This window comes from Caballeronia calidae (genome assembly GCF_900044055.2).
Classification (GTDB): domain Bacteria; phylum Pseudomonadota; class Gammaproteobacteria; order Burkholderiales; family Burkholderiaceae; genus Caballeronia; species Caballeronia calidae.
Genome location: NZ_FCOX02000001.1, coordinates 21121 through 46607, shown reverse-complemented (window position 1 = coordinate 46607; position 25487 = coordinate 21121). Strand labels below are relative to the sequence as shown.

The window sequence follows — 25487 nt, the reverse complement described above, 5'->3', positions numbered from 1 at the left end:
CCGCTTCACCACGATCTTCACGGCGCGGCGTCAACGGCAGCGACGCGCAACCGCTGCGCGGCGAGACATCGGTGCCGCCCGGGCGACGCGTGTGGCAGCGCTTCAAGCGCAATCGGCTGGGCTACTGGAGCCTCATCGTGTTCGTCGCGGCGTTCGTCATCAGCCTCGCGGGGCCGCTTTGGTCGAATGACAAGCCGCTCGTCGTGCGCTATCAGGGACAGTTCTACTTTCCGCTCGTCAAGACCTATGCGGAGACAACTTTCGGCGGCGACTTCCCGACGCCCGCCGATTATCTCGATCCCTTCGTGCGCGATCGCTTCAGCGCGCCCGGCAACTTCGCGATCTATCCGCCGAATCACTACTACTACGACACGCTCAATTACTTCTCGAAGGGCTCGAATCCGGCGCCGCCTTCGCGCGAGAACTGGCTCGGCACCGACGACCGCGGCCGCGACGTGTTCGCGCGGCTCGTGTACGGCTTTCGCGTGTCGGTGCTGTTCGCGCTCGTGCTGACGGCGATCGGGACGGTGCTCGGTGTCGTCGCGGGCGCGGTGCAGGGCTACTTCGGCGGAAGGATCGATATCACCGGGCAGCGGCTGATCGAGATATGGAGCGCGTTGCCGGAGCTTTATCTGCTGATCATCTTCGCGTCGATTTTCGAGCCCAGCCTGATTCTGTTGATCATTCTGCTGTCGCTATTCGGATGGATCGGCCTGTCCGATTATGTGCGCGCGGAGTTTCTGCGCAATCGCACGCAGGACTACGTGCGGGCGGCGCGCGCGATGGGCCTCTCGAACTGGCAGGTCATCTGGCGGCACGTGCTGCCCAACAGCATGACGCCGGTCATCACGTTTCTGCCGTTTCGCATGAGCGGCGCGATTCTCGCGCTGACGAGCCTCGATTTCCTCGGCCTCGGCGTGCCGTCGCCGACGCCGTCGCTCGGCGAACTGCTCGCGCAAGGCAAGGCGAATCTCGACGCGTGGTGGATTTCGCTCTCGACCTTCGGCGTGCTCGTCGCCACGTTGCTGCTGCTGACTTTCATGGGCGACGCGTTGCGCAACGCGCTCGATACGCGCATCGCCGATGCGGTGAAGGCGGGTGGCAATCAATGAGCGAACCGCTTCTTTCGATTCAGGACCTGCGCGTGCGTTTCGGCGACACGCTCGCCGTCGACGGCGCGAATCTCGAAATCCACGCGGGCGAGCGCGTGGCGCTCGTCGGTGAATCGGGCTCGGGCAAGAGCGTGACGGCGCTGTCGATCCTGCGTCTCTTGCGCGATGCCGAGCTGAGCGGCTCAATCCGCTTCGCCGGCGACGAACTGCTCTCGAAGAGCGAGCACGCGATGCGAGGTCTGCGCGGCTCCGACATCGCGATGATCTTTCAGGAGCCGATGACCGCGCTCAATCCGCTCTACACGGTCGGCGACCAGATCGGCGAAACGATCCAGCTGCACGACGGTGCGAGCCCGCGCGAAGCACGGCAGCGCGCGATCGCGCTGCTCGCGCGCACGGGCATCACGGAGCCGGAGCGGCGCGTCGACAGCTATCCGCATCAGCTGTCGGGCGGACAGCGCCAGCGCGTGATGATCGCGATGGCGCTCGCGTGCCGGCCGCGGCTTCTGCTCGCCGACGAGCCGACCACGGCGCTCGACGTGACGATCCGCGCGCAGATCGTCGAATTACTGCTGGAGTTGCAGCGCGACGAAGCCGAGAAACGCGGCATGGCCGTGCTGCTCATCACGCACGACCTGAATCTCGTGCGGCGTTTCGCCGAGCGCGTCGCGGTGATGGAGAAGGGCGTGCTCGTCGAGAGCGGCGCGGTGGAGGAGATTTTCACGTCGCCGCAGCATCCGTACACACAGCGCCTTCTGGCGAGCAAGCCCAAGCGCAGCGTGCTGCCCGTGCTGCCGATCGCGCCGGTGCTGCTCGACGCGAAGGCCGTGTCGGTGGACTATCCGACGCGCCTGCCGGGTTTCGCCGGCTGGTTCAGACGCGGCCGTTTCAAAGCCGTCGACGATGTGACGCTGACGGTGCGGCAGGGCGAGACGCTCGGCATCGTCGGCGAGTCGGGTTCGGGAAAATCCACGCTCGCGATGGCGCTCCTCGGCCTGCAGCGCACGTCGAACGGCACCGTGCAGTTTCAGGGCCGCGCGCTCGGCGAGTTTCGCGGACGCGAGAAAACCGTGCTGCGCTCGAATCTGCAAGTGGTGTTTCAGGACCCGTTCAGCTCGCTGTCGCCGCGACAGACGGTTGCGCGGATCGTCGGAGAGGGGCTCGCGCTGCATCGCCCGGAACTCGATGCGGCCGCGCGGCGCGCGAAGGTGATCGCGGTGCTGCGCGAAGTCGGCATGGATCGATTGGCGCTCGATCGCTATCCGCATGAATTCTCGGGCGGGCAGCGGCAGCGCATCGCGATTGCGCGCGCCCTCGTGCTGGAGCCGAGCATTCTGATCCTCGACGAGCCGACGAGCGCGCTCGATGTTTCCATTCAGACTCAAGTACTTGCGCTCCTGGCCGACATTCAGAAGAAGCACAATCTCGGCTACGTTTTCATCAGCCATGATTTGCAGGTGATCGGCGCGATGGCGCATCGAGTCGCGGTGATGCGGAATGGTTTTGTCGTGGAAGCGGGGGAGGTAGAGAAGATTTTTGCGAACCCTTCCGACGAATACACAAGAAAGCTTCTGAAAGCAGCTCTAAATTCCTAAAAATCTTTCTTTTTCACCAATTGAGTGCCCATCTCAATTGTATTTTTCTATTTCTTTTGACAGTTAAATACTTTATGGCTAGTATCCCTCCAAACTTTCACGTATCTCCCTGATTTAGCAGCTTTTAATTGTAAAACCTACCGACCGATGCAGCCACTTACAATGACTCAGACATGCGCGCGCGCCGCCGCGAGCATGTTGATCGGCCTCCTGATGACAACAACTTCCGGCGCGTTCGCCGACGAAGTCAGCAGTAGAAGCCAGAATGCCACAAACGGCATTTTCTCCTCCACCAAATCCAATGACGCAGCGACCGCAGACACCGCCAGCACGTCGGGCGGCGCCAAGTCGTTTCTGTCGGGCGTGGCGAGCAAAGCCGGCGATGTCGTCGTCGGCGCGCTGAACATGATCGGCGTGCGCTATCGCTGGGGCGGCAATTCGCCTGATTCGGGCCTCGATTGCAGCGGCTTCGTCCGCTACGTCTTCCAGGACACGCTCGGCATGACCCTGCCGCGCCGCGCCGAGGAAATGAGCCGCGTCGGCGAAAAGGTCGCCGTGAGCGAACTGAAGCCGGGCGATCTCGTGTTCTTCAACACGATGCGTCGTTCGTTCTCGCACGTCGGCATCTATATCGGCGACAACAAGTTCGTGCATTCGCCGTCCACCGGCAGCACGATCCGTGTCGACGACATGGAAGACGGCTATTGGGAAAAGCGCTTTCAGGGCGCGCGCCGCATCGAGAACGCGCAAGTCGGCGATGGCTCGGAACTGCGTCAACGCGTGAGCGCGACCATCGGCGGTTACTGACCAGCCAGCTCGCGACAAGCGATCATCGAAAAGCCTGCCTCCTTTCGGACGCAGGCTTTTTTGTTTTTCGAGCGGATCGCCCGCGGCAGGTGAAAGTCGATCGGCGCGATCTGAAAGCCTCGTTGCACGCGCTCGCAAAAGCCGTTATAGTTTTTGAATGAACTTTTTCCCGTTCCCCTTCTCGTTGTTCCCGGCTGGTGCGTCGCTACGCGCACTATCGCTGCTAGCGCGCCTACCGCGCTGATTCGTCTCGCCTCCCGTCTGCTCGTCCAATTCAGGTTTTCGACGCCAGCGGTGGCGCGAACACCCGAATTCCCTTTTGCCTTATCGTTTCCACACGATCGCGATATTTCCAACAATCGATAAATCTCCCCACAGGAGCCCAACATGGCAGCAGACAAGTTGATCATCTTCGACACGACCTTGCGCGATGGCGAGCAGTCCCCCGGCGCGTCGATGACGAAGGAAGAGAAGATCCGTATCGCGAAGCAGCTGGAGCGCATGAAGGTCGACGTGATCGAAGCGGGCTTCGCCGCCAGCTCGAACGGCGATTTCGACGCGATCCATACCATCGCGTCGCTCGTGAAGGACAGCACGGTCTGCTCGCTCGCCCGCGCGAACGATAAAGACATCCAGCGCGCCGCCGACGCGCTCAAGCCCGCGAACCAGTTCCGCATTCACACGTTCATCGCCACGTCGGCGCTGCACATGGAAAAGAAGCTGCGCATGACGCCGGAGCAGGTCTACGACCAGGCGCGTCTCGCGGTGCGTTTCGCGCGCAACTTCACGGATGACGTGGAGTTCTCGCCGGAAGACGGCAGCCGCTCGGACATCGACTTTCTGTGCCGCGTGCTCGAAGCCGTGATCGACGAAGGCGCGCGCACCATCAATATCGCGGATACGGTCGGCTACGGCGTGCCCGAGCTCTACGGCAATCTCGTCAAGACGCTGCGTGAGCGCGTGCCGAATTCCGACAAGGCGATCTGGTCCGTGCACTGCCACGATGACCTCGGCATGGCGGTCGCCAATTCGCTCGCGGGCGTGAAGATCGGCGGCGCGCGTCAGGTCGAGTGCACGATCAACGGTCTCGGCGAGCGCGCGGGCAATACGTCGCTCGAAGAGATCGTGATGTCGGTGAAGACGCGCAAGGACTACTTCGGCCTCGATCTCGGCATCGATACGACGCAGATCGTGCCCACGTCCAAGCTCGTCTCGCAGATCACCGGCTTCGTCGTGCAGCCGAATAAGGCGGTCGTCGGCGCGAACGCGTTTGCGCACGCGTCGGGCATCCACCAGGACGGCGTGCTGAAGGCGCGCGACACGTATGAAATCATGCGCGCGGAAGACGTGGGCTGGAGCGCGAACAAGATCGTGCTCGGCAAGCTCTCGGGCCGTAACGCGTTCAAGCAGCGTCTGGAAGAACTCGGCGTGACGCTCGAATCCGAAGCCGACGTGAACGCCGCGTTTGCCCGTTTCAAGGATCTCGCGGACCGCAAGGCCGAAATCTTCGACGAAGACATCATGCAGATCGTCTCCGAGGAATCCGCCGAGGCGCAGGCGAAGGAGCATTTCCGCTTTGTTTCGATGAAGCAGCATTCGGAGACCGGCGAGCAGCCGCAGGCGAAGGTCGTGTTCGCGGTGGAAGGCACCGAAGTCACGGGCGAAGCGCGCGGCAACGGCCCCGTCGATGCGACGCTGCACGCGATCGAGTCGAAGGTCGAGAGCGGCGCGGAACTCGTGCTGTACTCGGTCAACGCGATCACGACCGGCACGCAGGCGCAGGGCGAAGTGACGGTGCGTCTGTCGAAGAGCGGGCGCATCGTGAACGGCGTGGGCACGGACCCGGACATCGTCGCGGCTTCGGCGAAGGCGTACATCGCCGCGTTGAACAAGCTGCATTCGAAGGTCGAGAAGCTCAATCCGCAGCTCTGAGTCGAGCGTCGTCTCGTCTGATTGAAAAAGCCCTCGCGAGAGGGCTTTTTCTTTGGTGCGGCGTGCTCAGAACAGGCTGCGCCTGTCGGGATCGTGCAGCGGATCGGGCGTCTTCTGTGTCATGCGCAAGATGCCCTGCTCGTCGAAATAGAAGTTGTACATCAGGTACCAGATGTTCGCTTCCATGTAGCGGTACGTCCAGACTTCGCGCTTCATCAGCGGAAAATACGACGTCTCCACCGGGCGGCCGAAGTTCTCGAGCACGTCCTTTCTCGTCCAGGTGCCGATCTGCGCCTTGTAGAACTCGTTCTCGTCGAGCACCTGGCGCACGCTGACGATCCTGCCGGACGCGTCGATATCGGCTGCGGTGGTGAATTCGCCGAGCGGCTGCGTCGGCCACATCAGGCGCTTGCCGCCGTTGGGCAGATCGTAGACTTCGCGCGGCGGGCCGAGGCGGGCGATGACGGTCGATACATCGGCGCCGGCCTGATAGTTCTGCCACGGCTGCGCGCAGGCCGAGAGCAGCAGCGCGACGCTCGCGCCCGCGAGCGTGACGCGCAGGCGGTTGAATAGGTGCGGCATGGCAGCCTCCACGTGCTGGATCGTTCGATGTTTTGCCGTGATTTTGACACGCGCGCGCGGCAAAGCATTCTCCACGACGTCGCGGTATTCGAGCGGATGTGTCGGCAATGTCGCACTTGCGCCGGAAACGCGGCGCGGCCTATGATCCGCGCTTTCGGCGGATCGGGTGCGGACCATGAAGAAACGAATCGGCGGGCGCGCGACGCGATGGCTGCGCGTCGCGGCATCGGCGTGCCTCGCGTTGTCCATGACGGCGCATGCGGCCGATTTGCCGCCCGTCAGGCTGGCGCTGATCGAAGGCATGTCCGGCCCGTTCGCGAACGCCGGCGCGATGGTCGAGCGCAATCTGCGCTTCGGCGTCGAACGCGTGAACGCGAAGGGCGGCGTGAAGCTCGCCGACGGCATGCATCCGCTGCAGCTCGTCGTGCTCGACGGCAAGGGCAGCAGCGAAGCGAGTCTCGTGCAGCTGCGCGCGGCGATCGACGAGAAAATCGGCTTCGTCATGCAGGGCAACAGCTCGGCGGTGGCGTCGGCGCTCGTCGCGGCCATCGACAAGCAGAACGCGCGCGAGCCGGAGCGGCGCGTGCTGTTCCTCAACTATTCCGCCGACGATCCCGCGCTCACCAACGACGCGTGCAGCTTCTGGCACTTCCGCTTCGACGCGCACGCCGGCATGCGCATGGACGCGCTCGCCGATGCACTCAAGAACGATCGCGCGGTGAAGAAGGTCTATCTGCTGAATCAGGACTACAGCTTCGGTCATGACGTGAGCCGCGAAGCGCAGCGCGCGCTGAAGGAGCGGCGCCCGGATATCGCGATTGCCGGCGACGAGTTTCATCCGATCGGGCGCGTGAAGGATTTCGCGCCGTACATCGCGAAAATTCGCGCGAGTGGCGCGGATGCCGTGATCACCGGCAACTGGGGCAACGATCTCACGCTGCTCGTCAAGGCGGCGCGCGAGCAGGGGCTCGACACGAAGTTCTACACGTTCTACGGCAACAGTCTGGGCGCGCCGGCGGCGCTGGGCGATGCGGGCGTGAGGCGCGTGATCGCCGTGGCGGACTGGCATCCGAATGCGGGTGGCGCCGCGTCGGACGCCTATTACCGGGCTTTCCGCGCCCGCTATCCCGCCGCGTCCGACGACTATCTCGCGCTGCGCATGCCGCTGATGATCGAAATGCTCGCCGCGGCGATGACGCGCGCAGGCAGCGCCGACCCGCTCGCGGTGGCGCGCGCGCTGGAAGGCATGAAGTTCGACGGCGAGGGCTTTCACGCGATGATCATGCGCGCGGAGGATCACCAGGTGATCCAGCCCCTTTACGTGATGGAAATGGACAAGGCGGGAACCAAGGGCGTGAAATTCGACAACGAAGGCTCGGGCTACGGTTTCCGCACGCTGCTGAACGTCCCCGCCGACAGGACCGCGCAGCCGACGACGTGCAGGATGACGCGCCCGGCCCGCTGAATCCTCGATTTGGCTTGCACGGAAGTCCTTCGGTGAGACATCGCGCTGTGCTATACTCTGCGCTTCGTTTTTGGCGCATGGCCTCGAACGATTCATTTTTGTAAATCCACGGCACGGCCTTTCTTCCGTGACCGCCTGTCTGTATCAAAGGAAAAGCAAATGTCCGTAGCAGAAATCAAGAAGTCCGATATCGTCGCTGAATACGCACGCGGCGCAAACGACACCGGCTCTCCCGAAGTGCAAGTCGCACTGCTGACGAGCCGCATCAATGAACTGACCGTCCACTTCAAGTCGCACTCGAAGGATCACCACAGCCGCCGCGGTCTGCTGCGCATGGTGAGCCGTCGTCGTAAGCTGCTCGACTACCTGAAGGGCAAGGACGCAGACCGTTATCGCTCGCTGATCGAGAAGCTGGGTCTGCGCAAGTAATTGGCGCGAAGCGTGGCTTTGCGGCCAACGTTCTAATGAAGTGCCTGTGTCAGTTCGCTGATACAGGCACTTTGTTTTTGTACGTTTCGGTCGTGAAGTGGTGCCGGATCGCTTTTCATGCGGCCGGCGCCTCGTATCAGGCAGTTTCAGCAGTTCATAGGCTTTACCCCGGATGAACGCATCCGGTCCGACACTCGGTCCAGCCTCGCAGCGGAGCTTTGTGTCATTCCAGCGCGACGCCGCTCTTCGAAGCGCATCGCGCTGGAATGGCATAACACACCTCTCAAGCGTGGCTTCGGACCTTCCCGCCCGCGCCAATCGACCGGCGCGGCGCACACGTAGAAGGAGTCGAAATGTTCAATAAGATCGTCAAAGAGTTCAAGTGGGGGCAGCACACCGTCCGCCTCGAGACGGGTGAAATCGCCCGCCAGGCGAGCGGCGCGGTCATCGTCGATATCGAAGACACCGTCGTTCTCGCCACCGTCGTCGGCGCGAAGACCGCCAAACCGGGCCAGGACTTCTTCCCGCTGACTGTCGATTACCTCGAAAAGACCTATGCCGCCGGCAAGATCCCGGGTGGCTTCTTCCGCCGCGAAGGCCGTCCGTCGGAAGGCGAGACGCTGATCTCGCGCCTGATCGACCGTCCGCTGCGTCCGCTCTTCCCGGAAGGCTTCTACAACGAAGTGCAGGTCGTGATTCACGTCCTGTCGCTGAATCCGGAAGTCCCGGCTGACATTCCCGCGCTGATCGGCGCATCGGCCGCGCTGGCCGTGTCCGGCCTGCCGTTCAACGGCCCGGTCGGCGCCGCGCGCGTCGCCTACATCAACAACGAGTACGTGCTGAACCCGACGCGCCCGCAGATGAAGGAATCGGCGCTCGATCTCGTCGTCGCGGGCACGGAGCGCGCCGTGCTGATGGTGGAATCGGAAGCGCAGCAGCTTTCGGAAGAAGTGATGCTCGGCGCGGTCGTGTTCGGCCACGAGCAGATGCAAACGGCCATCGACGCGATCCACGAACTCGTGCGCGACGGCGGCAAGCCCGAGTGGGACTGGCAGCCGGCGCCGAAGAACGAAGCGCTGATTTCGCGCGTCGCGGAAATCGCCAAGCCGGAACTCGAAGCGGCTTACCAGCTGCGCAACAAGCAGGCGCGTTCGACCAAGCTGAAGGAAGTGTACGCAGCGACCTCGGCGAAGCTGGCGGAAGAAGCGGTTGCGGCGGGCACGGCGGCGGCCGATGCGGCCACGGTCGGCAACGTCCTGTTCGACATCGAAGCGAAGATCGTCCGCACGCAGATCCTGAACGGCGAGCCGCGCATCGACGGCCGCGACACGCGCACGGTGCGCCCGATCGAAATCCGCACGGGCGTTTTGCCGCGCACGCACGGCTCGGCGCTGTTCACGCGCGGCGAGACGCAGGCGATGGTCGTGGCTACGCTCGGCACGAAGGGCGATGAGCAGAGCATCGACGCACTCGAAGGCGAATACCGCGAGCGCTTCATGCTCCACTACAACATGCCGCCGTTCGCGACGGGCGAAACCGGCCGCGTCGGCTCGCCGAAGCGTCGTGAAATCGGTCACGGCCGTCTCGCGAAGCGCGCGCTGGTCGCGTGCCTGCCGAGCGCCGACGAGTTCGGCTACTCGATCCGCGTGGTGTCGGAAATCACGGAATCGAACGGTTCGTCGTCGATGGCTTCGGTCTGCGGCGGCTGTCTCGCGCTGATGGACGCCGGCGTGCCGATGAAGGCGCACGTCGCGGGCATCGCGATGGGCCTGATCCTCGAAGGCAACAAGTTCGCGGTTCTGACCGACATCCTCGGCGACGAAGATCACCTCGGCGACATGGACTTCAAGGTGGCCGGTACGGCGCAAGGCGTGACCGCGCTGCAGATGGACATCAAGATCCAGGGCATCACGAAGGAAATCATGCAGGTCGCGCTCGCGCAGGCGAAGGAAGGCCGCATGCACATCCTCGGCAAGATGACGGCTGCCGTTCCGCACACGAACACGGAGCTGTCGGACTACGCGCCGCGCATGATCACCATCAAGATCAATCCGGAGAAGATCCGCGACGTGATCGGCAAGGGCGGGTCGGTGATCCGCGCGCTGACGGAAGAGACCGGCACGACCATCGACATTTCGGACGACGGCGTCGTGACGATCGCGAGCACGTCGAGCGAAGGCATGGCCGAGGCGAAGAAGCGCATCGAGAACATCACGGCGGAAGTGGAAGTCGGCCAGGTCTACGAAGGCCCGGTGCTCAAGCTGCTGGATTTCGGCGCGATCGTGAACATCCTGCCGGGCAAGGATGGTCTCCTGCACATCTCGGAGATCGTCAACGAGCGCGTGAAGGACATCAACGATTACCTGAAGGAAGGCCAGATCGTGAAAGTCAAGGTCATCCAGACGGACGAGAAGGGCCGCGTGCGTCTGTCGGCCAAGGCGCTTCTGAACGAAGCCGCGCAGCAGGCAGAGCCTACGCACCCGCAGCAGTAATGCGGTAATGTGTAGACGGCCGGCCGCTTTTGCGAGCCGGCCGTTTTCATGTATGACGCTTCGGACGCTACGCATTGTCCGACGCGTCATCGGACTCGATGGCAGTGTGGAGCGCGGATTGCTTCATGCGCGCGCAGTGCCATCCGGTTCGAATGCCCAAGCCGGATTGCAGCGAAAACGTAAGCCCACGCGAAGTCACGGAGAGCATATGAAGGCGATCGAGATCACGGAGTTTGGCGCACCGGACGTACTGAAGCTGGGCGAACGCCCGACGCCCGCGCCGGGCAAGTGCGAAGTGCTCATCAAGGTGACGGCTTCGGGCGTGAACCGGCCGGATGTGTTTCAGCGCAAGGGCGCGTATGCGCCGCCGCCGGGCGCGTCGGATCTGCCGGGGCTGGAAGTGGCCGGTGAAATCGTCGATGGCGATTTCGATCCCAGGCACAACCCGTTCGGCCTGAAAAAAGGTGATCGCGTGTGCGCGCTGCTCGCGGGCGGCGGATATGCCGAGTACGCGGTCGCGCCGCTCGAACAGTGCCTGCCGGTGCCGAAGGGCTTGTCGGATATCGAAGCCGCATCGCTGCCGGAGACGTTCTTCACGGTATGGAGCAACGTCTTCGAGCGCGCTCAGCTGGGCGCGGGCGAGAACGGAGAGGAAGAGACGCTGCTCGTGCAGGGCGGGTCGAGCGGCATCGGCGTGACGGCTATCCAGATCGCGAAGGCGCTCGGTTTTCGCGTGTTCGCCACCGCCGGCACCGATGAAAAATGCCGCGCGTGCGAAGCGCTCGGCGCGGAGCGCGCGATCAACTACAAGACGGAAGATTTCGTCGAAGTGGTGAAGTCGCTGACGAACGATCGCGGCGTCGACGTCATTCTCGACATGGTCGCCGGCGATTACGTGCAGCGCGAGCTCAAGGCGCTGGCCGACGGCGGGCGCATCTGCGTGATCGCGCTGCTCGGCGGCGCGAAGGCGGAGATCAATCTGAACGACGTGCTGCGCCGGCGGCTCGTCATCACCGGCTCGACGCTGCGTCCGCGTCCGGTCGCGTTCAAGGCGAAGCTCGCGGCCAAGCTCAAGGAGCGCGTGTGGCCGGAAATCGAGGCGGGGCGTATCAAGCCGGTGATCCATCAGGTCTTTCCGGCAGCCGAAGCCGCCGCCGCGCATGCGCTCATGGAAAGCAGCACGCACGTCGGCAAGATCGTGCTCGACTGGCGCGAGACCGCGTGACGTTTCATGGTGGGTCGCGGCGCCGCGCGTTTGGGCGCTGCGTGTTGCGACCCGCTTTCGGCGGTTTGACCGGCTTCGCCGTAACACAGTAAAATCGCCTGTTTTGCAAGCAGTTTGCAGTTCGTAGCGGGTTCATTCCTATAACATGGCGGCTCTCGGAAGCCGCCGCCGACTGACGAGACTTATGTCCAGAGAACGAGCGAAACTGGTGGTGGGCAACTGGAAGATGCACGGTCGCATCGGTGACAACGCGACCTTGCTGACCGAAGTCGCCGCGGGCGCATCGGCTTTGCAAAAGGGCGTGCGCGTCGGCGTGTGCGTGCCGTGTCCGTATCTCGCGCAATCGCAGGCGCTCTTGAGCGGATCGGTGGTGCGGTGGGGCATTCAGGATATTTCGGCGCATACGGGCGGTGCCTACACCGGCGAAGTCGCGGCCGAAATGGCGGCGGACTTCGGCGTGACCTACGCGATCGTCGGGCACTCGGAGCGGCGCGCGTATCATCGCGAAAGCCCGGAACTCGTCGCGGCGAAAGCACAGCGCGCGATCGAAGCGGGGCTTACACCGATCGTCTGCGTCGGTGAGACGCTCGACGAACGCGAAGCCGGCGCGACGGAGCAGATCATCGGCGAGCAGATCGACGCCGTCCTGCTCCTGCTGACGGAAGCGCAGGCGGCGGGGATCGTGGTCGCGTACGAACCTGTGTGGGCAATTGGAACGGGCAAGACCGCGCGGCCGGGACAGGCGCAGGACGTTCACGCGTTCCTGCGTCGCAAGCTGGTCGAGAAGGGTGCATCGGTAGCGAACGTGCCGCTCCTCTACGGCGGCAGCGTGAAGCCCGAAAACGCGGAAGAGCTGTTCGGGCAAAAGGACATCGACGGTGGGCTGATCGGCGGCGCGTCGCTGAAGTCGAAGGATTTTCTGGCGATCTGCCGGGCTGCGCAAACCGTGTTGCACTGAGCATCGAACGGCAAGCGGGCAGGGCAGGCGAAAGAGCATAGTGCGACACGAAGGTGTCACGGAAACATCAGGAATCGGGTGAGTTGAAATGCTGTATTTGAAGACATTGATTATCGTCGTCCAGTTGTTGTCGGCGTTGGGCGTCATCGGCCTCGTGCTGCTCCAGCACGGCAAGGGCGCTGACATGGGCGCGGCGTTCGGCAGCGGTGCATCGGGCAGTCTCTTCGGAGCGACCGGCTCGGCCAACTTCCTGTCGCGCACCACGGCGGTACTGGCCGCGATCTTCTTCGTTACCACGCTGGCGCTGACCTACCTCGGCAGCTACAAGCCGCAAACTTCGGCGGGCGTGCTGGGCGGTGCGGCTCCCGTGCCGACATCGGCTGCTGCTGCGGCATCGGCGGCTTCGGCGCCTGCATCGGCACCGGTCGCGTCGTCGGCTCCGGGCGCTGACGTGCCCAAATAACGGCAGAACAGATTTTTCGCGAAATTTGCATTTTGTGCGTTGAACAATTCGTAGGGCCCAGTTATAATTCAAGTCTTGAAGCGATTCGCGGCAATTAAGAAGTAGTTTTCCCGGATTGCAGTACAGTGCCGACGTGGTGAAATTGGTAGACACGCTATCTTGAGGGGGTAGTGGCGAAAGCTGTGCGAGTTCGAGTCTCGCCGTCGGCACCAAAGTTATCCAATGCCAGCCGCATGCATCGCTTCGGCTGGCATTGTCACTTCTGGAGTACCCTTACGTTTTCACAGCAGCGTCGACATCCTCAAAGCGGTTGTCACAGTACGCTGATATCGTGAGCGGTCCCAAGTGAATTCTCCCGCCGGGTGGTCCGTCCCGGCTGAAGGCCCCAATCACTAACAGACCATATCTACCGATCTGAGGATAGCCTTGAACCTCGCACCCTATTACCCCGTCTTCTTGTTTCTCGTGGTGGGCCTTGGTTTAGGTATAGCGCTGGTCAGTATCGGCAAGATCCTCGGTCCCAACAAGCCCGACACCGAAAAGAACGCGCCGTACGAGTGTGGCTTCGAAGCCTTCGAAGACGCGCGTATGAAGTTCGATGTGCGTTACTATCTCGTCGCGATTCTTTTCATCATTTTCGATCTTGAAACGGCGTTCCTGTTCCCGTGGGGTGTGTCCCTGCGCGATATCGGCTGGCCCGGCTTCATCGCGATGATGATTTTTCTGCTCGAATTTTTGCTCGGCTTCGCCTACATCTGGAGAAAGGGCGGACTCGACTGGGAATGACAGTTAGATCACCGGATTCATGGGCGGCTATGGCTGGCTGCTCATCTGGAGTGGAAAACAAATGAGTATCGAAGGGGTCTTGAAGGAAGGCTTTGTCACCACCACGGCTGACAAGCTGATCAACTGGACGCGCACCGGCTCCCTGTGGCCGATGACGTTCGGTCTCGCCTGCTGCGCGGTCGAGATGATGCACGCGGGCGCCGCCCGTTACGACCTGGACCGTTTCGGCGTGGTGTTCCGTCCGAGCCCGCGCCAGTCCGACGTGATGATCGTCGCCGGCACGCTGTGCAACAAGATGGCGCCCGCGCTTCGTAAGGTGTACGACCAGATGGCCGAGCCGCGCTGGGTCATCTCCATGGGCTCGTGCGCGAACGGCGGCGGCTACTACCACTATTCGTATTCCGTCGTGCGTGGTTGCGACCGGATCGTGCCGGTCGATGTGTACGTCCCCGGTTGTCCTCCGACCGCCGAAGCCCTGGTCTACGGCGTGATCCAGTTGCAGGCGAAGATTCGCCGCACCAACACCATCGCCCGTCAGTAAGGGCCTGAGTCTCCCCAACTATGGCAAGCAAACTCGAGACCCTCAAAGCGAAGCTCGAGACGGCGTTTGGCGACCGTCTCCAGAGCGTTACGGAGTCGCTTGGGCAAGTGACGATCGTCGTCAAGGCGGCGAACTATCTGCAAGTCTGCAAGCAGCTGCGCGATGACCCGTCGCTGCGCTTCGAGCAGCTCATGGACCTCTCCGGCGTCGATTACTCGACTTACGGCGACGGCGCCTACGACGGTCCGCGCTTCGCGGCCGTGAGCCATCTTCTCTCGATCACGAACAACTGGCGCGTGCGCGTGCGCGTATTCGCTCCGGACGACGAAGTGCCCATCGTGCCTTCGGTGGTCGATATCTGGTCGTCGGCGAACTGGTACGAGCGCGAAGCGTTCGACCTCTACGGCATCGTGTTCGAAGGCCATCCGGACCTGCGCCGCATTCTCACGGACTACGGCTTCATCGGCCATCCGTTCCGCAAGGACTTCCCGATCTCCGGTTACGTGGAAATGCGCTACGACCCGGAAGAGAAGCGCGTCGTGTATCAGCCTGTGACGATCGAGCCGCGCGAAATCACGCCGCGCGTGATCCGCGAAGATCGCTATGGCGGTCTGAAACATTAAGAGAGCGTCATGGCAGAGATCAAAAACTACACGCTGAACTTTGGCCCGCAGCACCCGGCAGCGCACGGCGTGCTGCGCCTCGTGCTCGAACTCGACGGCGAAGTCATCCAGCGCGCCGATCCGCACATCGGTCTCCTGCACCGCGCGACCGAAAAGCTGGCCGAGACCAAGACTTTCCTGCAGTCCGTGCCGTACATGGACCGTCTCGACTACGTGTCGATGATGGTCAACGAGCACGGCTATGTGCTCGCCATCGAAAAGCTGCTCGGCATCGATGTCCCTATCCGCGCGAAGTACATCCGCGTGCTGTTCGACGAAATCACGCGCGTGCTGAACCACCTGATGTGGATCGGCTCGCACGCGCTCGACGTCGGCGCGATGGCGGTGTTTCTCTACGCGTTCCGCGAGCGCGAAGACCTGATGGACGTCTACGAGGCGGTGTCGGGCGCGCGCATGCACGCGGCGTACTATCGTCCGGGCGGTGTGTATCGCGATCTGCCGGACGCGATGCCGCAGTACAAGGCATCGAAGATCCGCAACGCGAAGGCGCTCGAAAAGATGAACGAGACCCGTCAGGGCTCGTTGCTCGACTTCATCGAGGACTTCTTCAATCGCTTCCCGAAGTGTGTCGACGAGTATGAAACGCTGCTCACCGATAACCGCATCTGGAAGCAGCGTCTCGTGGGCATCGGCGTGGTGAGCCCGGAGCGTGCGTTGCAAATGGGCTTGAGCGGCGCGATGCTGCGCGGCTCGGGCATCGAGTGGGATTTGCGCAAGAAACAGCCGTACGAAGTGTACGATCAGCTCGACTTCGATATCCCCGTCGGCGTGAATGGCGACTGCTACGACCGCTATCTGGTGCGCGTGGAAGAAATGCGCCAGTCGACCCGCATCGCCCAACAGTGCATTGCCTGGCTGCGCAAGAATCCCGGCCCTGTGATGGTCGATAATCACAAGGTTGCGCCGCCGTCGCGCGTCGGCATGAAGAGCAACATGGAAGAGCTGATTCACCATTTCAAGCTCTTCACCGAAGGCTTCCACGTGCCGGAAGGCGAAACGTACGCGGCGGTCGAGCATCCGAAGGGCGAGTTCGGCATCTACCTGATTTCGGATGGCGCGAACAAGCCGTATCGCCTGAAGATTCGCGCGCCGGGCTATGCACACCTCGCAGCGCTCGACGAAATGGCGCGAGGCCACATGATCGCCGACGCTGTGACGATCATCGGTACGCAAGACATCGTGTTCGGCGAGATCGATCGCTGATCTCATCGCCCGCTTGCATGGGGCGCTGAATGAGCCGCCGTGCGCGAAAACGCGAAAGCAATAACAGGAACCCGCAGGAACGCCAGGTCTGCCGCAATACGAAGGGCGCGGCAGGTTTTCGTTCGGTAGGAATTGAAAGAGTCGTGTCTGAAAATGATCTCAGCTGAAGGCCTGAAAGAAATCGATCGCGCGGTCGCGAAGTATCCCGCCGAGCAAAAGCAATCGGCGGTGATGGCGGCGCTTGCTGTCGCTCAGGAAGAGCATGGTTGGCTCTCGCCCGACATCATGCAGTTCGTGGCCGATTACCTGAGCATGCCGCCCGTCGCGGTGCAGGAAGTCGCCACGTTCTACACGATGTACGAGCTGAAACCGGTCGGTAAGCACAAGATCACGCTCTGCACGAATCTGCCTTGCCAGCTCGGTCCGGACGGCGGCTCGGACAGCGCCGCCGAGTATCTCAAGCAAAAGCTCGGGATCGACTTCGGCGAAACGACGCCGGACGGCAAGTTCACGCTGAAGGAAGGCGAGTGCTTCGGCGCGTGCGGCGACGCACCCGTCCTGCTCGTGAACAATCACCGCATGTGCAGCTTCATGAGCCGCGAGAAGATCGACCAGTTGATCGAGGAACTTTCGAAATGACGTCACTCCACGATCGTCACATCAAGCCGCTGATCCTCGCCGGTCTCAATGGCGAGAACTGGCATCTCGAAGATTACGTCGCGCGCGGCGGCTACAAGCAGCTGCGCCGCATTCTCGAAGAAAAGATTCCGCCCGAGCAGGTGATCGCCGACGTCAAGGCGTCGGGTCTGCGCGGCCGCGGCGGCGCGGGCTTCCCGACCGGCCTGAAGTGGAGCTTCATGCCGCGTCAGTTCCCGGGGCAGAAGTATCTCGTCTGCAACTCGGACGAAGGCGAGCCGGGCACGTTCAAGGATCGCGACATCCTGCGCTGGAATCCGCACGCGCTGATCGAAGGCATGGCCATCGGCGCGTACGCGATGGGCATCACCGTCGGCTACAACTACATCCACGGCGAGATTTTCGAAGTCTATCGGGTGTTCGAGGCGGCGCTCGAAGAAGCGCGCCGTGCCGGCTATCTCGGCGCGAACATCCTCGGCTCGGGCTTCTCGTTCGAGCTGTACGCGCACCATGGCTACGGCGCGTACATCTGCGGCGAAGAGACCGCGCTGCTCGAATCGCTCGAAGGCAAGAAGGGCCAGCCGCGCTTCAAGCCGCCGTTCCCGGCGAGCTTCGGCGTGTACGGCAAGCCGACGACGATCAACAACACCGAGACGTTCGCGGCGGTGCCGTTCCTGCTGGAAATCGGTCCGCAGAATTATCTCGAGCTCGGCAAGCCGAACAACGGCGGCACGAAGATTTTCTCCGTGTCGGGCGATGTGAACCGTCCGGGTAACTATGAAATTCCGCTCGGCACGCCGTTCTCGACGCTGATGGAGCTGGCGGGCGGCGTGCGCGGCAAGTCGGTGAAGGCCGTGATTCCGGGCGGTTCGTCCGCGCCGGTCGTGCCGGGCGACATGATGCTCGCCACCGACATGGACTACGATTCGATCGCGAAGGCCGGTTCGATGCTGGGCTCGGGCGCGGTGATCGTGATGAACGAAACGCGCTGCATGGTGCGCTCGCTGTTGCGCCTGTCGTACTTCTACTATGAAGAGTCATGCGGCCAGTGCACGCCGTGCCGCGAGGGCACCGGCTGGCTGTATCGCGTGGTGCATCGCATCGAGCACGGTCTCGGCCGCAAGGAAGATCTGGATCTGCTGAACTCGGTCGCCGAAAACATCATGGGCCGCACGATCTGCGCGCTCGGCGATGCGGCGGCGATGCCCGTGCGCGGCATGCTCAAGCACTTCTGGGACGAATTCGAATATCACGTCGAGCACAAGCATTGTCTCGTCGGCGGGCATGCGCATCACGCGCCGTCCGAAGCGCTTACCGCGTAATCAGACGCGCAGTCAGATGCGCGAGATAAGAGGTTGAGGACCATTCCCCATCATGGTTGAACTAGAAATTGACGGCAAGACGGTCGAGGTGCCTGAAGGCAGCATGGTGATCCAGGCTGCGCATAAGGTCGATACGTACATTCCTCACTTCTGCTATCACAAGAAGCTGTCGATCGCGGCAAACTGCCGGATGTGCCTCGTCGAAGTCGAGAAGATGCCGAAGGCCGTCCCCGCCTGTGCCACGCCGGTGTCGGCAGGCATGGTCGTGCGCACCACCTCCGACAAGGCCGTGAAGGCCCAGCAGTCGGTGATGGAATTCCTGCTGATCAACCATCCGCTCGATTGCCCGATCTGCGATCAGGGCGGCGAGTGCCAGTTGCAGGATCTGGCCGTCGGTTACGGCAAGTCGCAGTCGCGCTACAGCGAAGAAAAGCGCGTGGTGTTCCACAAGAACGTGGGTCCGCTCATCTCGATGGAAGAGATGTCGCGCTGCATCCACTGCACGCGCTGCGTGCGCTTCGGTCAGGAAGTCGCCGGCGTGATGGAGCTCGGCATGCTGGGCCGCGGCGAGCATTCGGAAATCACGTCGTTCGTCGGCAAGACGGTGGATTCGGAACTGTCGGGCAACATGATCGACCTGTGCCCGGTCGGCGCGTTGACCAGCAAGCCGTTCCGCTACAGCGCGCGTACGTGGGAACTGTCGCGCCGCAAGTCGGTGAGCCCGCACGATTCCGTCGGCGCGAACCTCGTCGTGCAAGTGAAGAATAATCGCGTGATGCGCGTTCTGCCGATGGAGAACGAAGCCATCAACGAATGCTGGATCTCGGACAAGGATCGCTTCTCGTACGAAGGCCTGAATGGCGACGAGCGTCTCACCGTGCCGATGCTCAAGCAAGGCGGCAACTGGATCGAAACCGACTGGCAGACCGCGCTCGAATACGTCGCGAAGGGTTTGAAGGGCATCAAGGCGGATCATGGCGCGAACGCCATCGCCGCTTTGGCCACGCCGCACAGCACGGTCGAAGAACTGCATCTGCTGAAGCAACTGGCGGAAGGCGTCGGTACGCCGAACGTCGATTTCCGTCTGCGTCAGAACGATTTCTCGGCGCCGGTGGGCGTCGGCGCGCCGTGGCTCGGCACGAAGATCGCGGATCTGTCGACCGTCGACACCGCGTTCGTGATCGGCTCGTTCCTGCGCCGCGATCATCCGCTGTTCGCATCGCGTCTGCGTCAGGCGGCGAAGAACGGCGCGAAGGTCACGTTCCTCAACGCCAGCAACGACGACTCCCTGATCCCGACCGCGCATCGCCTGGTCGCGGCGCCGTCCGCATGGCTCGACATGCTCGCGGGCATCGCTGCGGCAGTGGCCGAAGCGCGCGGGGTTGCGCTTCCCGACGCGTTCGCGGGCCGCGAAATGTCGGCGGCGGCGAAGGACGTCGCGGCATCGCTGTCGGCGGGCGAGAAGCGCGTCGTGCTGCTCGGCAACGTCGCGGTGCAGCATCCGGACTTTGCACAAATTCAGGCAGCCGCGCAGTGGATCGCCGACAATACCGGCGCGACGCTCGGCTTCCTCACGGAAGGCGCGAACTCGGTCGGCGCGCATCTCGTCGATGCATTGCCGGGCGAGGGCGGTCTCAACGCACGCGAAGTGTTCGAAGCGCCGCGCAAGGGCTACGTGTTGCTCAACGCCGAGCCGGAATACGACACGGCCAATCCGGCGCAAGCCATCGCCGCGCTGAAGGCAGCGGAAATGGTCGTCGTGATGTCGCCGTTCAAGCACGGCATGGACTACGCGGACGTGCTGCTGCCGATCGCGCCGTTCACGGAAACGTCGGGCACGTTCGTCAACGCGGAAGGCACGGCTCAGTCGTTCAACGGCGTCGTGCGCGCGCTGGGCGACACGCGTCCGGGCTGGAAGGTGCTGCGCGTGCTGGGCACGATCCTCGGCCTGCCGGGCTTCGAGTACGACACGGCTGAAGAAGTGCGCGTCGCGGCGCTCGGCACGGGCGATCTGAGCGCGCGTCTGTCGAACAAGACGACGGTGACGGCCACGCGCGCCGCATCGAAGGTGACGCTGAACGGCAGCGGCCTGCAGCGTCTCGCCGATGTGCCGATCTATCACGCCGATGCGCTCGTGCGCCGCGCGCCGTCGCTGCATCTGACGGCCGCTGCACGCGACGCGAATGTGGCAGGTCTGCCGACCGCGCTGTTCGACAAGCTCGGCCTGAAGGACGGCGAAGCCGTGCGTATCAAGCAAGGCAACCTGTCGGTGACGCTGCCCGCGGTCCGCGATGCGAATCTCGCGGAATCGGTGGTCCGCGTGTCGGCGGGCACGACGGCTGGCGCCGCGCTCGGCGGCCTGTTCGGTGAACTGGTAGTGGAGAAGGCGTAAAAATGGGCTTGTTCGATACGATCAACGCAGGCGGCACGCAGCTTCTGGGCGTCGCATGGCCGACGGTGTGGGCGCTGGTCCGCATCCTCGTGGTTTCGGTGGTGATCCTGCTGTGCGTGGCGTACCTGATTCTCTGGGAACGCAAGCTCATCGGCTGGATGCACGTGCGTCTCGGCCCGAACCGTGTCGGTCCGGCTGGTCTGTTGCAGCCGATCGCGGACGTCCTGAAGCTTCTGCTGAAGGAAGTCATTCAGCCGACGCAGGCGAGCCGCTGGATCTACATGATCGCGCCGATCATGACCGTGGTGCCCGCGTTCGCGGTGTGGGCGGTCATCCCGTTCCAGGCGCAGGCGGTGCTCGGCAACATCAACGCGGGCCTGCTGTACGCGATGGCGATCTCGTCGATCGGCGTGTACGGCGTGATTCTCGCGGGTTGGGCATCGAACTCGAAGTACGCGTTCCTCGGCGCGATGCGCGCAGCAGCCCAGATGGTGTCCTACGAAATCTCGATGGGCTTCGCGCTCGTCGTGGTGCTGATGGTCGCGGGCACGCTGAATATGTCCGACATCGTGCACTCGCAGCAGCGCGGCATGTTCGCGGGCTGGGGCATCAACTTCCTGTCGTGGAACTGGCTGCCGCTCCTGCCGATGTTCGTCGTGTACTTCATCTCGGGCATCGCTGAAACGAACCGTCACCCGTTCGACGTGGTGGAAGGCGAATCGGAAATCGTGGCGGGTCACATGATCGATTACTCCGGCATGGCGTTCGCGCTGTTCTTCCTGGCCGAGTACATCAACATGATCGTGATCTCCGCGATCGCGACGACGCTGTTCCTCGGCGGCTGGGATGCGCCGTTCGGCTTCCTGTCGTTCATTCCGGGCGTATTCTGGTTCGTTTTCAAGGTTTTCCTGCTGCTGTCGGTCTTCATCTGGGCGCGCGCGACTTTCCCGCGTTACCGCTACGACCAGATCATGCGTCTCGGCTGGAAGGTGTTCCTGCCGGTGTCGGTGATTTGGGTGGTCGTGGTCGGCTTCTGGATCATGTCGCCGCTCAACATCTGGAAGTAACAGGACTCGGGCGGACGAAAACATCATGAACGCTATTCAGAACTTCTTCAAAACCTTCTTCCTCACCGAGCTCCTGAAGGGTCTCGCGCTGACGGGCCGTTACACGTTCCAGCGCAAGATCACGGTGCAGTTCCCGGAAGAAAAGACGCCGATCTCGCCGCGTTTCCGCGGCCTGCACGCGCTGCGCCGTTACGAGAACGGCGAAGAGCGCTGCATCGCCTGCAAGCTGTGCGAAGCAGTGTGCCCGGCGATGGCGATCACGATCGAATCGGAAACGCGCGCGGACAACACCCGCCGCACGACGCGCTACGACATCGACCTGACCAAGTGCATCTTCTGCGGTTTCTGCGAAGAGAGCTGCCCGGTCGATTCGATCGTCGAAACGCACATCCTCGAATACCACGGCGAAAAGCGCGGCGACCTGTACTTCACGAAGGACATGCTGCTTGCGGTGGGCGATCGTTACGAGAAGGAAATCGCCGCATCGAAGGCGGCGGACGCGCCTTATCGTTGATATGCGTTCGATGCCGAAACCCCTGGTTCCGGCATCGAACCAAAGCGATTTTGTTGTTGCTGTTTGGCACACTGCGGCGCGCGCCGAGGTCGCGTTCTGTCCGTTCGAGGGCAGAAGAGACCACGAGCGCCGACACACCATGCCTGATGATGGCCTAACGATGAACCGGTAATCATGGAATTCACAACCGTACTGTTCTATATCTTCGCGCTGCTGCTGACCGTGTCGGCGCTGAAGGTGATCACCTCGCGCAACCCGGTGTCATCCGCGCTCTTCCTCGTGCTCGCGTTCTTCAACGCGGCCGCGATCTGGATGCTGCTGCAAGCCGAATTCCTCGCGATTCTGCTGGTTCTCGTGTATGTGGGCGCCGTCATGGTGCTGTTCCTCTTCGTGGTCATGATGCTCGACATCAACATTGATGTCCTGCGCAAGGATTTCAAGCGCTTCGTGCCGCTCGCGAGCATCGTCGGCGCAATCATCGTGATCGAGACGGCGCTGATCCTTTGGCACGGCTACGGCGCGACGACCACGCCGCTGCGCGATGCATCCGCGGGCGCAGGCGTCTCCGGCGCGGCGCTGATGCCGAACACGCAGCTGATCGGCAAGGTCATCTACACGGATTACATCTTCGCGTTCGAAATCGCGGGACTCGTGCTGCTCGTCGCGATCATCGCGGCAATCTCGCTCACGATCCGCGACAAGAAGGACAAGAAGACGCAAACCGTCAGCCAGCAAGTCAAGGTGCGCGCTCAGGACCGCGTGCGTATCGTGAAGATGAAGCCCGAGACGGAGGCGCCGGATGCCTCCACCGAACCCGCCGTGACCGGCAACATCGGCGCGGGCACGGTCGACAACAAGGGCTGAGCGCGAAGGAGAAATCGAATATGTTGAGTCTTGCCCATTACCTCGTGCTCGGCGCGATCCTGTTTGCGATCAGCATCGTCGGCATCTTCCTGAACCGCCGCAACGTCATCATCATCCTGATGGCCATCGAATTGATGCTGCTCGCGGTGAACACCAATTTCGTCGCGTTCTCGCACTATCTGGGCGACGTGCACGGCCAGATCTTCGTGTTCTTCGTGTTGACCGTGGCCGCGGCTGAAGCCGCGATCGGTCTCGCGATTCTCGTGACCCTGTTCCGTAGCCTCGACACGATCAACGTCGAGGACCTCGATCAGCTCAAAGGTTAATTTCAGGCTAGGCTGTTATGTCCACGACACTCAATGAAAACCTCCTGCTCGCGGTTCCGCTGGCTCCGCTTGCGGGCTCGCTGATCGCGGGGCTATTCGGGAAGGCGGTAGGGCGCAAGGGCTCGCATCGCATCACGATCCTCGGCGTCTTCATCTCGTTCATCCTGTCGGCGCTCGTCTTCAACGACGTGATGCACGGCGCGAGCTTCAACGCGACCATCTACGAATGGATGAACGTCGGCTCGCTGAAGATGGAAGTCGGCTTCCTGGTCGACTCGCTCACGGCAATGATGATGGTCATCGTGACCTTCGTCTCGCTGATGGTGCACATCTACACGATCGGCTACATGGCGGACGAGGAAGTCGGCTACGAGCGCTTCTTCTCGTACATCTCGCTCTTCACGTTCTCGATGCTGATGCTCGTCATGAGCAACAACTTCCTGCAGCTGTTCTTCGGCTGGGAAGCGGTGGGTCTCGTGTCGTACCTGCTGATCGGCTTCTACTTCACGCGTGAGAGCGCCATCTACGCGAACCTGAAGGCGTTCCTCGTGAACCGCGTCGGTGACTTCGGCTTTCTGCTGGGCATCGGCCTGCTGCTCGCGTTCGCAGGCTCGCTGAATTACGGCGATGTCTTCGCGCAGGGCGACAAGCTCGCGACGATGACCTTCCCCGGCACGCAATGGGGCCTGCTGACGGTCGCGTGTATCTGCCTGTTCATCGGCGCGATGGGCAAGTCGGCGCAGTTCCCGCTGCACGTCTGGCTGCCGGACTCGATGGAAGGCCCGACGCCGATCTCAGCGCTGATTCACGCGGCGACCATGGTGACGGCCGGCATCTTCATGGTGACGCGCATGTCGCCGCTCTTCGAGCACTCGGATGCGGCGCTGTCGTTCGTGACGGTCATCGGTGCGATCACGGCGTTGTTCATGGGCTTCCTCGGCGTCGTGCAGAACGACATCAAGCGCGTGGTCGCCTACTCGACGCTCTCGCAGCTCGGCTACATGACGGTCGCGCTGGGCGTGTCGGCTTACCCGGTCGCCGTGTTCCACCTCGGCACGCACGCGTTCTTCAAGGCGCTGCTGTTCCTCGGCGCGGGCTCGGTCATCATCGGCATGCACCACGATCAGGACATGCGCAACATGGGCGGCCTGCGCAAGTACATGCCGATCACCTGGATCACGTCGCTGATCGGCTCGCTCGCGCTGATCGGCACGCCGTTCTTCTCGGGCTTCTATTCGAAGGACTCGATCATCGAGGCGGTGAAGTATTCGCATCTCGCGGGTTCGGGCTTCGCGTACTTCGCGGTGGTGGCGAGCGTGTTCGTCACGTCGCTGTACTCGTTCCGCATGTATTTCATGGTATTCCACGGCGAAGAGCGCTTCCGCGGTCCGAAGCATCCCGAATCGCCGATGGGCCAGGCCGAAGCGAACGGCCACGGTCATGACGCGCACGGTCATCACGATGACCACGGCCATGGTCACGGCCCGCACGTGCCGCACGAAACGCCCTGGGTGGTGACGCTGCCGCTCGTGCTGCTCGCGATTCCGTCGATCATCATCGGCGCGATCATGATCGGCCCGATGATCTACGGCGACTTCTTCTCGCACGGCGTGGCGTTCGACAAGGTGATCTTCATCGGCGAGAACCACGAAGGCCTGAAGGAAATGGCCGAAGAGTTCCACGGCTGGGTCGCGATGGCGCTGCATGGCATCATCACGCCGGGTCCGGTGTGGCTCGCGGCGCTCGGCGTGATCGTCGCATGGTTCTTCTACATGAAGCGCCCGGATCTGCCGGCGGTCGTCGCGAAGACCTTCCGTCCGATCTACGTGTTGCTCGACAACAAGTACTACTGCGACAAGATCAACGAGGTCGTGTTCGCGAAGGGCGCGATCGCCATCGGTCGCGGCCTGTGGAAAGAGGGCGATGTGGTCGTCATCGACGGCATCGTCAACGGCAGTGCGCGGTTCATGGGCTGGTTCGCCGGTGTGATCCGCTTCCTTCAATCCGGTTACATCTATCACTACGCGTTCGCCATGATTATCGGCATGTTGGGGCTCTTGACCCTGTTTGTGACGCTCGGCGGCAAATAAGGC

At 62.6% G+C, this 25487-nt stretch carries 23 protein-coding genes and 1 tRNA gene; 23 read left to right on the top strand and 1 reads right to left on the bottom strand.

Features of this window, described 5'->3' with window-relative positions:
* The first annotated feature begins 53 nt into the window (after positions 1-53).
* The 4 genes from AWB78_RS00225 to AWB78_RS00210 all read left to right on the top strand — a co-directional run bounded on the left by AWB78_RS00225 (position 54) and on the right by AWB78_RS00210 (position 5446).
* Entirely contained in the window at positions 54-1112 is a 1059-nt protein-coding gene (locus AWB78_RS00225; protein ID WP_198399186.1) for an ABC transporter permease, read from the top strand.
* Positions 1109-2707, top strand: coding sequence for an ABC transporter ATP-binding protein (locus AWB78_RS00220; protein WP_062601352.1), 1599 nt, complete (start codon positions 1109-1111; stop codon positions 2705-2707). Before AWB78_RS00225 ends, AWB78_RS00220 begins: the two co-directional genes overlap by 4 nt.
* A 147-nt stretch (positions 2708-2854) precedes the next feature.
* On the top strand, positions 2855-3514 hold the full coding sequence (locus tag AWB78_RS00215) for a C40 family peptidase (RefSeq protein WP_062601351.1): 660 nt from the start codon (positions 2855-2857) through the stop codon (positions 3512-3514).
* Positions 3515-3901: 387 nt separating this feature from the next.
* Entirely contained in the window at positions 3902-5446 is a 1545-nt protein-coding gene (locus tag AWB78_RS00210; RefSeq protein WP_062601350.1) for a 2-isopropylmalate synthase, read from the top strand.
* Between the two features lie 66 nt (positions 5447-5512).
* On the opposite strand, the gene AWB78_RS00205 is transcribed toward AWB78_RS00210, so the two are convergent.
* Positions 5513-6028 carry a hypothetical protein gene (locus AWB78_RS00205; protein ID WP_062601717.1) on the bottom strand — a complete coding sequence of 172 codons (516 nt, stop codon included), beginning with the start codon at positions 6026-6028 and terminating at the stop codon, positions 5513-5515.
* 175 nt (positions 6029-6203) lie between these two features.
* On the opposite strand from AWB78_RS00205, the gene AWB78_RS00200 reads away from it, so the two are divergent.
* The 19 genes from AWB78_RS00200 (at position 6204) to nuoL (ending at position 25484) form a co-directional block, all read left to right on the top strand.
* Positions 6204-7493: a branched-chain amino acid ABC transporter substrate-binding protein gene (locus AWB78_RS00200; protein WP_096031722.1), complete on the top strand. Its 1290-nt coding sequence runs from the start codon at positions 6204-6206 to the stop codon at positions 7491-7493.
* 159 nt (positions 7494-7652) lie between these two features.
* The gene (gene rpsO / locus AWB78_RS00195) at positions 7653-7922 is read left to right on the top strand and encodes a 30S ribosomal protein S15 (protein ID WP_008341789.1); all 270 of its coding nucleotides are present in this window, start codon (positions 7653-7655) and stop codon (positions 7920-7922) included.
* Positions 7923-8275: 353 nt separating this feature from the next.
* The gene (gene pnp, locus AWB78_RS00190; protein WP_062601348.1) at positions 8276-10414 is read left to right on the top strand and encodes a polyribonucleotide nucleotidyltransferase; all 2139 of its coding nucleotides are present in this window, start codon (positions 8276-8278) and stop codon (positions 10412-10414) included.
* 208 nt (positions 10415-10622) lie between these two features.
* Positions 10623-11639, top strand: a complete 1017-nt coding sequence (locus AWB78_RS00185; protein ID WP_062601347.1) for an NAD(P)H-quinone oxidoreductase — start codon at positions 10623-10625, stop codon at positions 11637-11639.
* Between the two features lie 184 nt (positions 11640-11823).
* Entirely contained in the window at positions 11824-12597 is a 774-nt protein-coding gene (tpiA, locus tag AWB78_RS00180) for a triose-phosphate isomerase (RefSeq protein ID WP_062601346.1), read from the top strand.
* 88 nt (positions 12598-12685) lie between these two features.
* Positions 12686-13060: a preprotein translocase subunit SecG gene (secG, locus tag AWB78_RS00175; RefSeq protein WP_062601345.1), complete on the top strand. Its 375-nt coding sequence runs from the start codon at positions 12686-12688 to the stop codon at positions 13058-13060.
* A 127-nt stretch (positions 13061-13187) separates the two neighbouring features.
* A tRNA-Leu gene (locus AWB78_RS00170) sits at positions 13188-13272 on the top strand.
* Positions 13273-13486: 214 nt separating this feature from the next.
* On the top strand, positions 13487-13846 hold the full coding sequence (locus tag AWB78_RS00165; protein WP_041730499.1) for an NADH-quinone oxidoreductase subunit A: 360 nt from the start codon (positions 13487-13489) through the stop codon (positions 13844-13846).
* Between the two features lie 61 nt (positions 13847-13907).
* A complete protein-coding gene (locus tag AWB78_RS00160; protein ID WP_006052903.1) occupies positions 13908-14387 on the top strand; it encodes a NuoB/complex I 20 kDa subunit family protein in 480 nt (159 codons plus the stop codon).
* A 20-nt stretch (positions 14388-14407) separates the two neighbouring features.
* Complete coding sequence (locus tag AWB78_RS00155; RefSeq protein ID WP_062601344.1) at positions 14408-15010, top strand: NADH-quinone oxidoreductase subunit C; 603 nt, start codon at positions 14408-14410, stop codon at positions 15008-15010.
* 9 nt (positions 15011-15019) lie between these two features.
* Positions 15020-16273, top strand: a complete 1254-nt coding sequence (locus AWB78_RS00150; protein ID WP_062601343.1) for an NADH-quinone oxidoreductase subunit D — start codon at positions 15020-15022, stop codon at positions 16271-16273.
* 153 nt (positions 16274-16426) lie between these two features.
* Positions 16427-16912: an NADH-quinone oxidoreductase subunit NuoE gene (gene nuoE, locus AWB78_RS00145; protein ID WP_062601342.1), complete on the top strand. Its 486-nt coding sequence runs from the start codon at positions 16427-16429 to the stop codon at positions 16910-16912.
* On the top strand, positions 16909-18231 hold the full coding sequence (gene nuoF, locus AWB78_RS00140; protein WP_062601341.1) for an NADH-quinone oxidoreductase subunit NuoF: 1323 nt from the start codon (positions 16909-16911) through the stop codon (positions 18229-18231). Before nuoE ends, nuoF begins: the two co-directional genes overlap by 4 nt.
* Positions 18232-18283: 52 nt before the next feature.
* Positions 18284-20623 (top strand): NADH-quinone oxidoreductase subunit NuoG, encoded by a 2340-nt coding sequence (nuoG, locus tag AWB78_RS00135; RefSeq protein WP_062601340.1) that lies wholly within the window; start codon positions 18284-18286, stop codon positions 20621-20623.
* Positions 20624-20625: 2 nt separating this feature from the next.
* A complete protein-coding gene (gene nuoH, locus AWB78_RS00130) occupies positions 20626-21690 on the top strand; it encodes an NADH-quinone oxidoreductase subunit NuoH (RefSeq protein WP_062601339.1) in 1065 nt (354 codons plus the stop codon).
* 25 nt (positions 21691-21715) lie between these two features.
* Positions 21716-22204, top strand: coding sequence for an NADH-quinone oxidoreductase subunit NuoI (gene nuoI / locus AWB78_RS00125; RefSeq protein WP_050327022.1), 489 nt, complete (start codon positions 21716-21718; stop codon positions 22202-22204).
* A 174-nt stretch (positions 22205-22378) separates the two neighbouring features.
* Positions 22379-23068, top strand: a complete 690-nt coding sequence (locus tag AWB78_RS00120; RefSeq protein ID WP_062601338.1) for an NADH-quinone oxidoreductase subunit J — start codon at positions 22379-22381, stop codon at positions 23066-23068.
* Positions 23069-23088: 20 nt separating this feature from the next.
* Positions 23089-23394: an NADH-quinone oxidoreductase subunit NuoK gene (gene nuoK, locus AWB78_RS00115; protein WP_007588140.1), complete on the top strand. Its 306-nt coding sequence runs from the start codon at positions 23089-23091 to the stop codon at positions 23392-23394.
* A 17-nt stretch (positions 23395-23411) separates the two neighbouring features.
* A complete protein-coding gene (gene nuoL / locus AWB78_RS00110; RefSeq protein ID WP_062601337.1) occupies positions 23412-25484 on the top strand; it encodes an NADH-quinone oxidoreductase subunit L in 2073 nt (690 codons plus the stop codon).
* Positions 25485-25487 lie beyond the last annotated feature (3 nt).

What these genes read in the sequence shown, in the direction of transcription:
- AWB78_RS00120 (WP_062601338.1), top strand. Translation starts at nt 22,379, where the DNA reads ATGGAATTCACAACCGTACTGTTCTATATCTTCGCGCTGCTGCTGACC.
- secG (WP_062601345.1), top strand. Translation starts at nt 12,686, where the DNA reads ATGCTGTATTTGAAGACATTGATTATCGTCGTCCAGTTGTTGTCGGCG.
- AWB78_RS00160 (WP_006052903.1), top strand. Translation starts at nt 13,908, where the DNA reads ATGAGTATCGAAGGGGTCTTGAAGGAAGGCTTTGTCACCACCACGGCT.
- nuoI (WP_050327022.1), top strand. Translation starts at nt 21,716, where the DNA reads ATGAACGCTATTCAGAACTTCTTCAAAACCTTCTTCCTCACCGAGCTC.
- nuoE (WP_062601342.1), top strand. Translation starts at nt 16,427, where the DNA reads ATGATCTCAGCTGAAGGCCTGAAAGAAATCGATCGCGCGGTCGCGAAG.
- AWB78_RS00155 (WP_062601344.1), top strand. Translation starts at nt 14,408, where the DNA reads ATGGCAAGCAAACTCGAGACCCTCAAAGCGAAGCTCGAGACGGCGTTT.
- AWB78_RS00205 (WP_062601717.1), bottom strand. Translation starts at nt 6,028, where the DNA reads ATGCCGCACCTATTCAACCGCCTGCGCGTCACGCTCGCGGGCGCGAGC.
- rpsO (WP_008341789.1), top strand. Translation starts at nt 7,653, where the DNA reads ATGTCCGTAGCAGAAATCAAGAAGTCCGATATCGTCGCTGAATACGCA.
- tpiA (WP_062601346.1), top strand. Translation starts at nt 11,824, where the DNA reads ATGTCCAGAGAACGAGCGAAACTGGTGGTGGGCAACTGGAAGATGCAC.
- nuoK (WP_007588140.1), top strand. Translation starts at nt 23,089, where the DNA reads ATGTTGAGTCTTGCCCATTACCTCGTGCTCGGCGCGATCCTGTTTGCG.
- AWB78_RS00210 (WP_062601350.1), top strand. Translation starts at nt 3,902, where the DNA reads ATGGCAGCAGACAAGTTGATCATCTTCGACACGACCTTGCGCGATGGC.
- pnp (WP_062601348.1), top strand. Translation starts at nt 8,276, where the DNA reads ATGTTCAATAAGATCGTCAAAGAGTTCAAGTGGGGGCAGCACACCGTC.
- nuoL (WP_062601337.1), top strand. Translation starts at nt 23,412, where the DNA reads ATGTCCACGACACTCAATGAAAACCTCCTGCTCGCGGTTCCGCTGGCT.
- AWB78_RS00150 (WP_062601343.1), top strand. Translation starts at nt 15,020, where the DNA reads ATGGCAGAGATCAAAAACTACACGCTGAACTTTGGCCCGCAGCACCCG.
- AWB78_RS00220 (WP_062601352.1), top strand. Translation starts at nt 1,109, where the DNA reads ATGAGCGAACCGCTTCTTTCGATTCAGGACCTGCGCGTGCGTTTCGGC.
- AWB78_RS00200 (WP_096031722.1), top strand. Translation starts at nt 6,204, where the DNA reads ATGAAGAAACGAATCGGCGGGCGCGCGACGCGATGGCTGCGCGTCGCG.
- nuoF (WP_062601341.1), top strand. Translation starts at nt 16,909, where the DNA reads ATGACGTCACTCCACGATCGTCACATCAAGCCGCTGATCCTCGCCGGT.
- AWB78_RS00215 (WP_062601351.1), top strand. Translation starts at nt 2,855, where the DNA reads ATGCAGCCACTTACAATGACTCAGACATGCGCGCGCGCCGCCGCGAGC.
- nuoH (WP_062601339.1), top strand. Translation starts at nt 20,626, where the DNA reads ATGGGCTTGTTCGATACGATCAACGCAGGCGGCACGCAGCTTCTGGGC.
- AWB78_RS00185 (WP_062601347.1), top strand. Translation starts at nt 10,623, where the DNA reads ATGAAGGCGATCGAGATCACGGAGTTTGGCGCACCGGACGTACTGAAG.
- nuoG (WP_062601340.1), top strand. Translation starts at nt 18,284, where the DNA reads ATGGTTGAACTAGAAATTGACGGCAAGACGGTCGAGGTGCCTGAAGGC.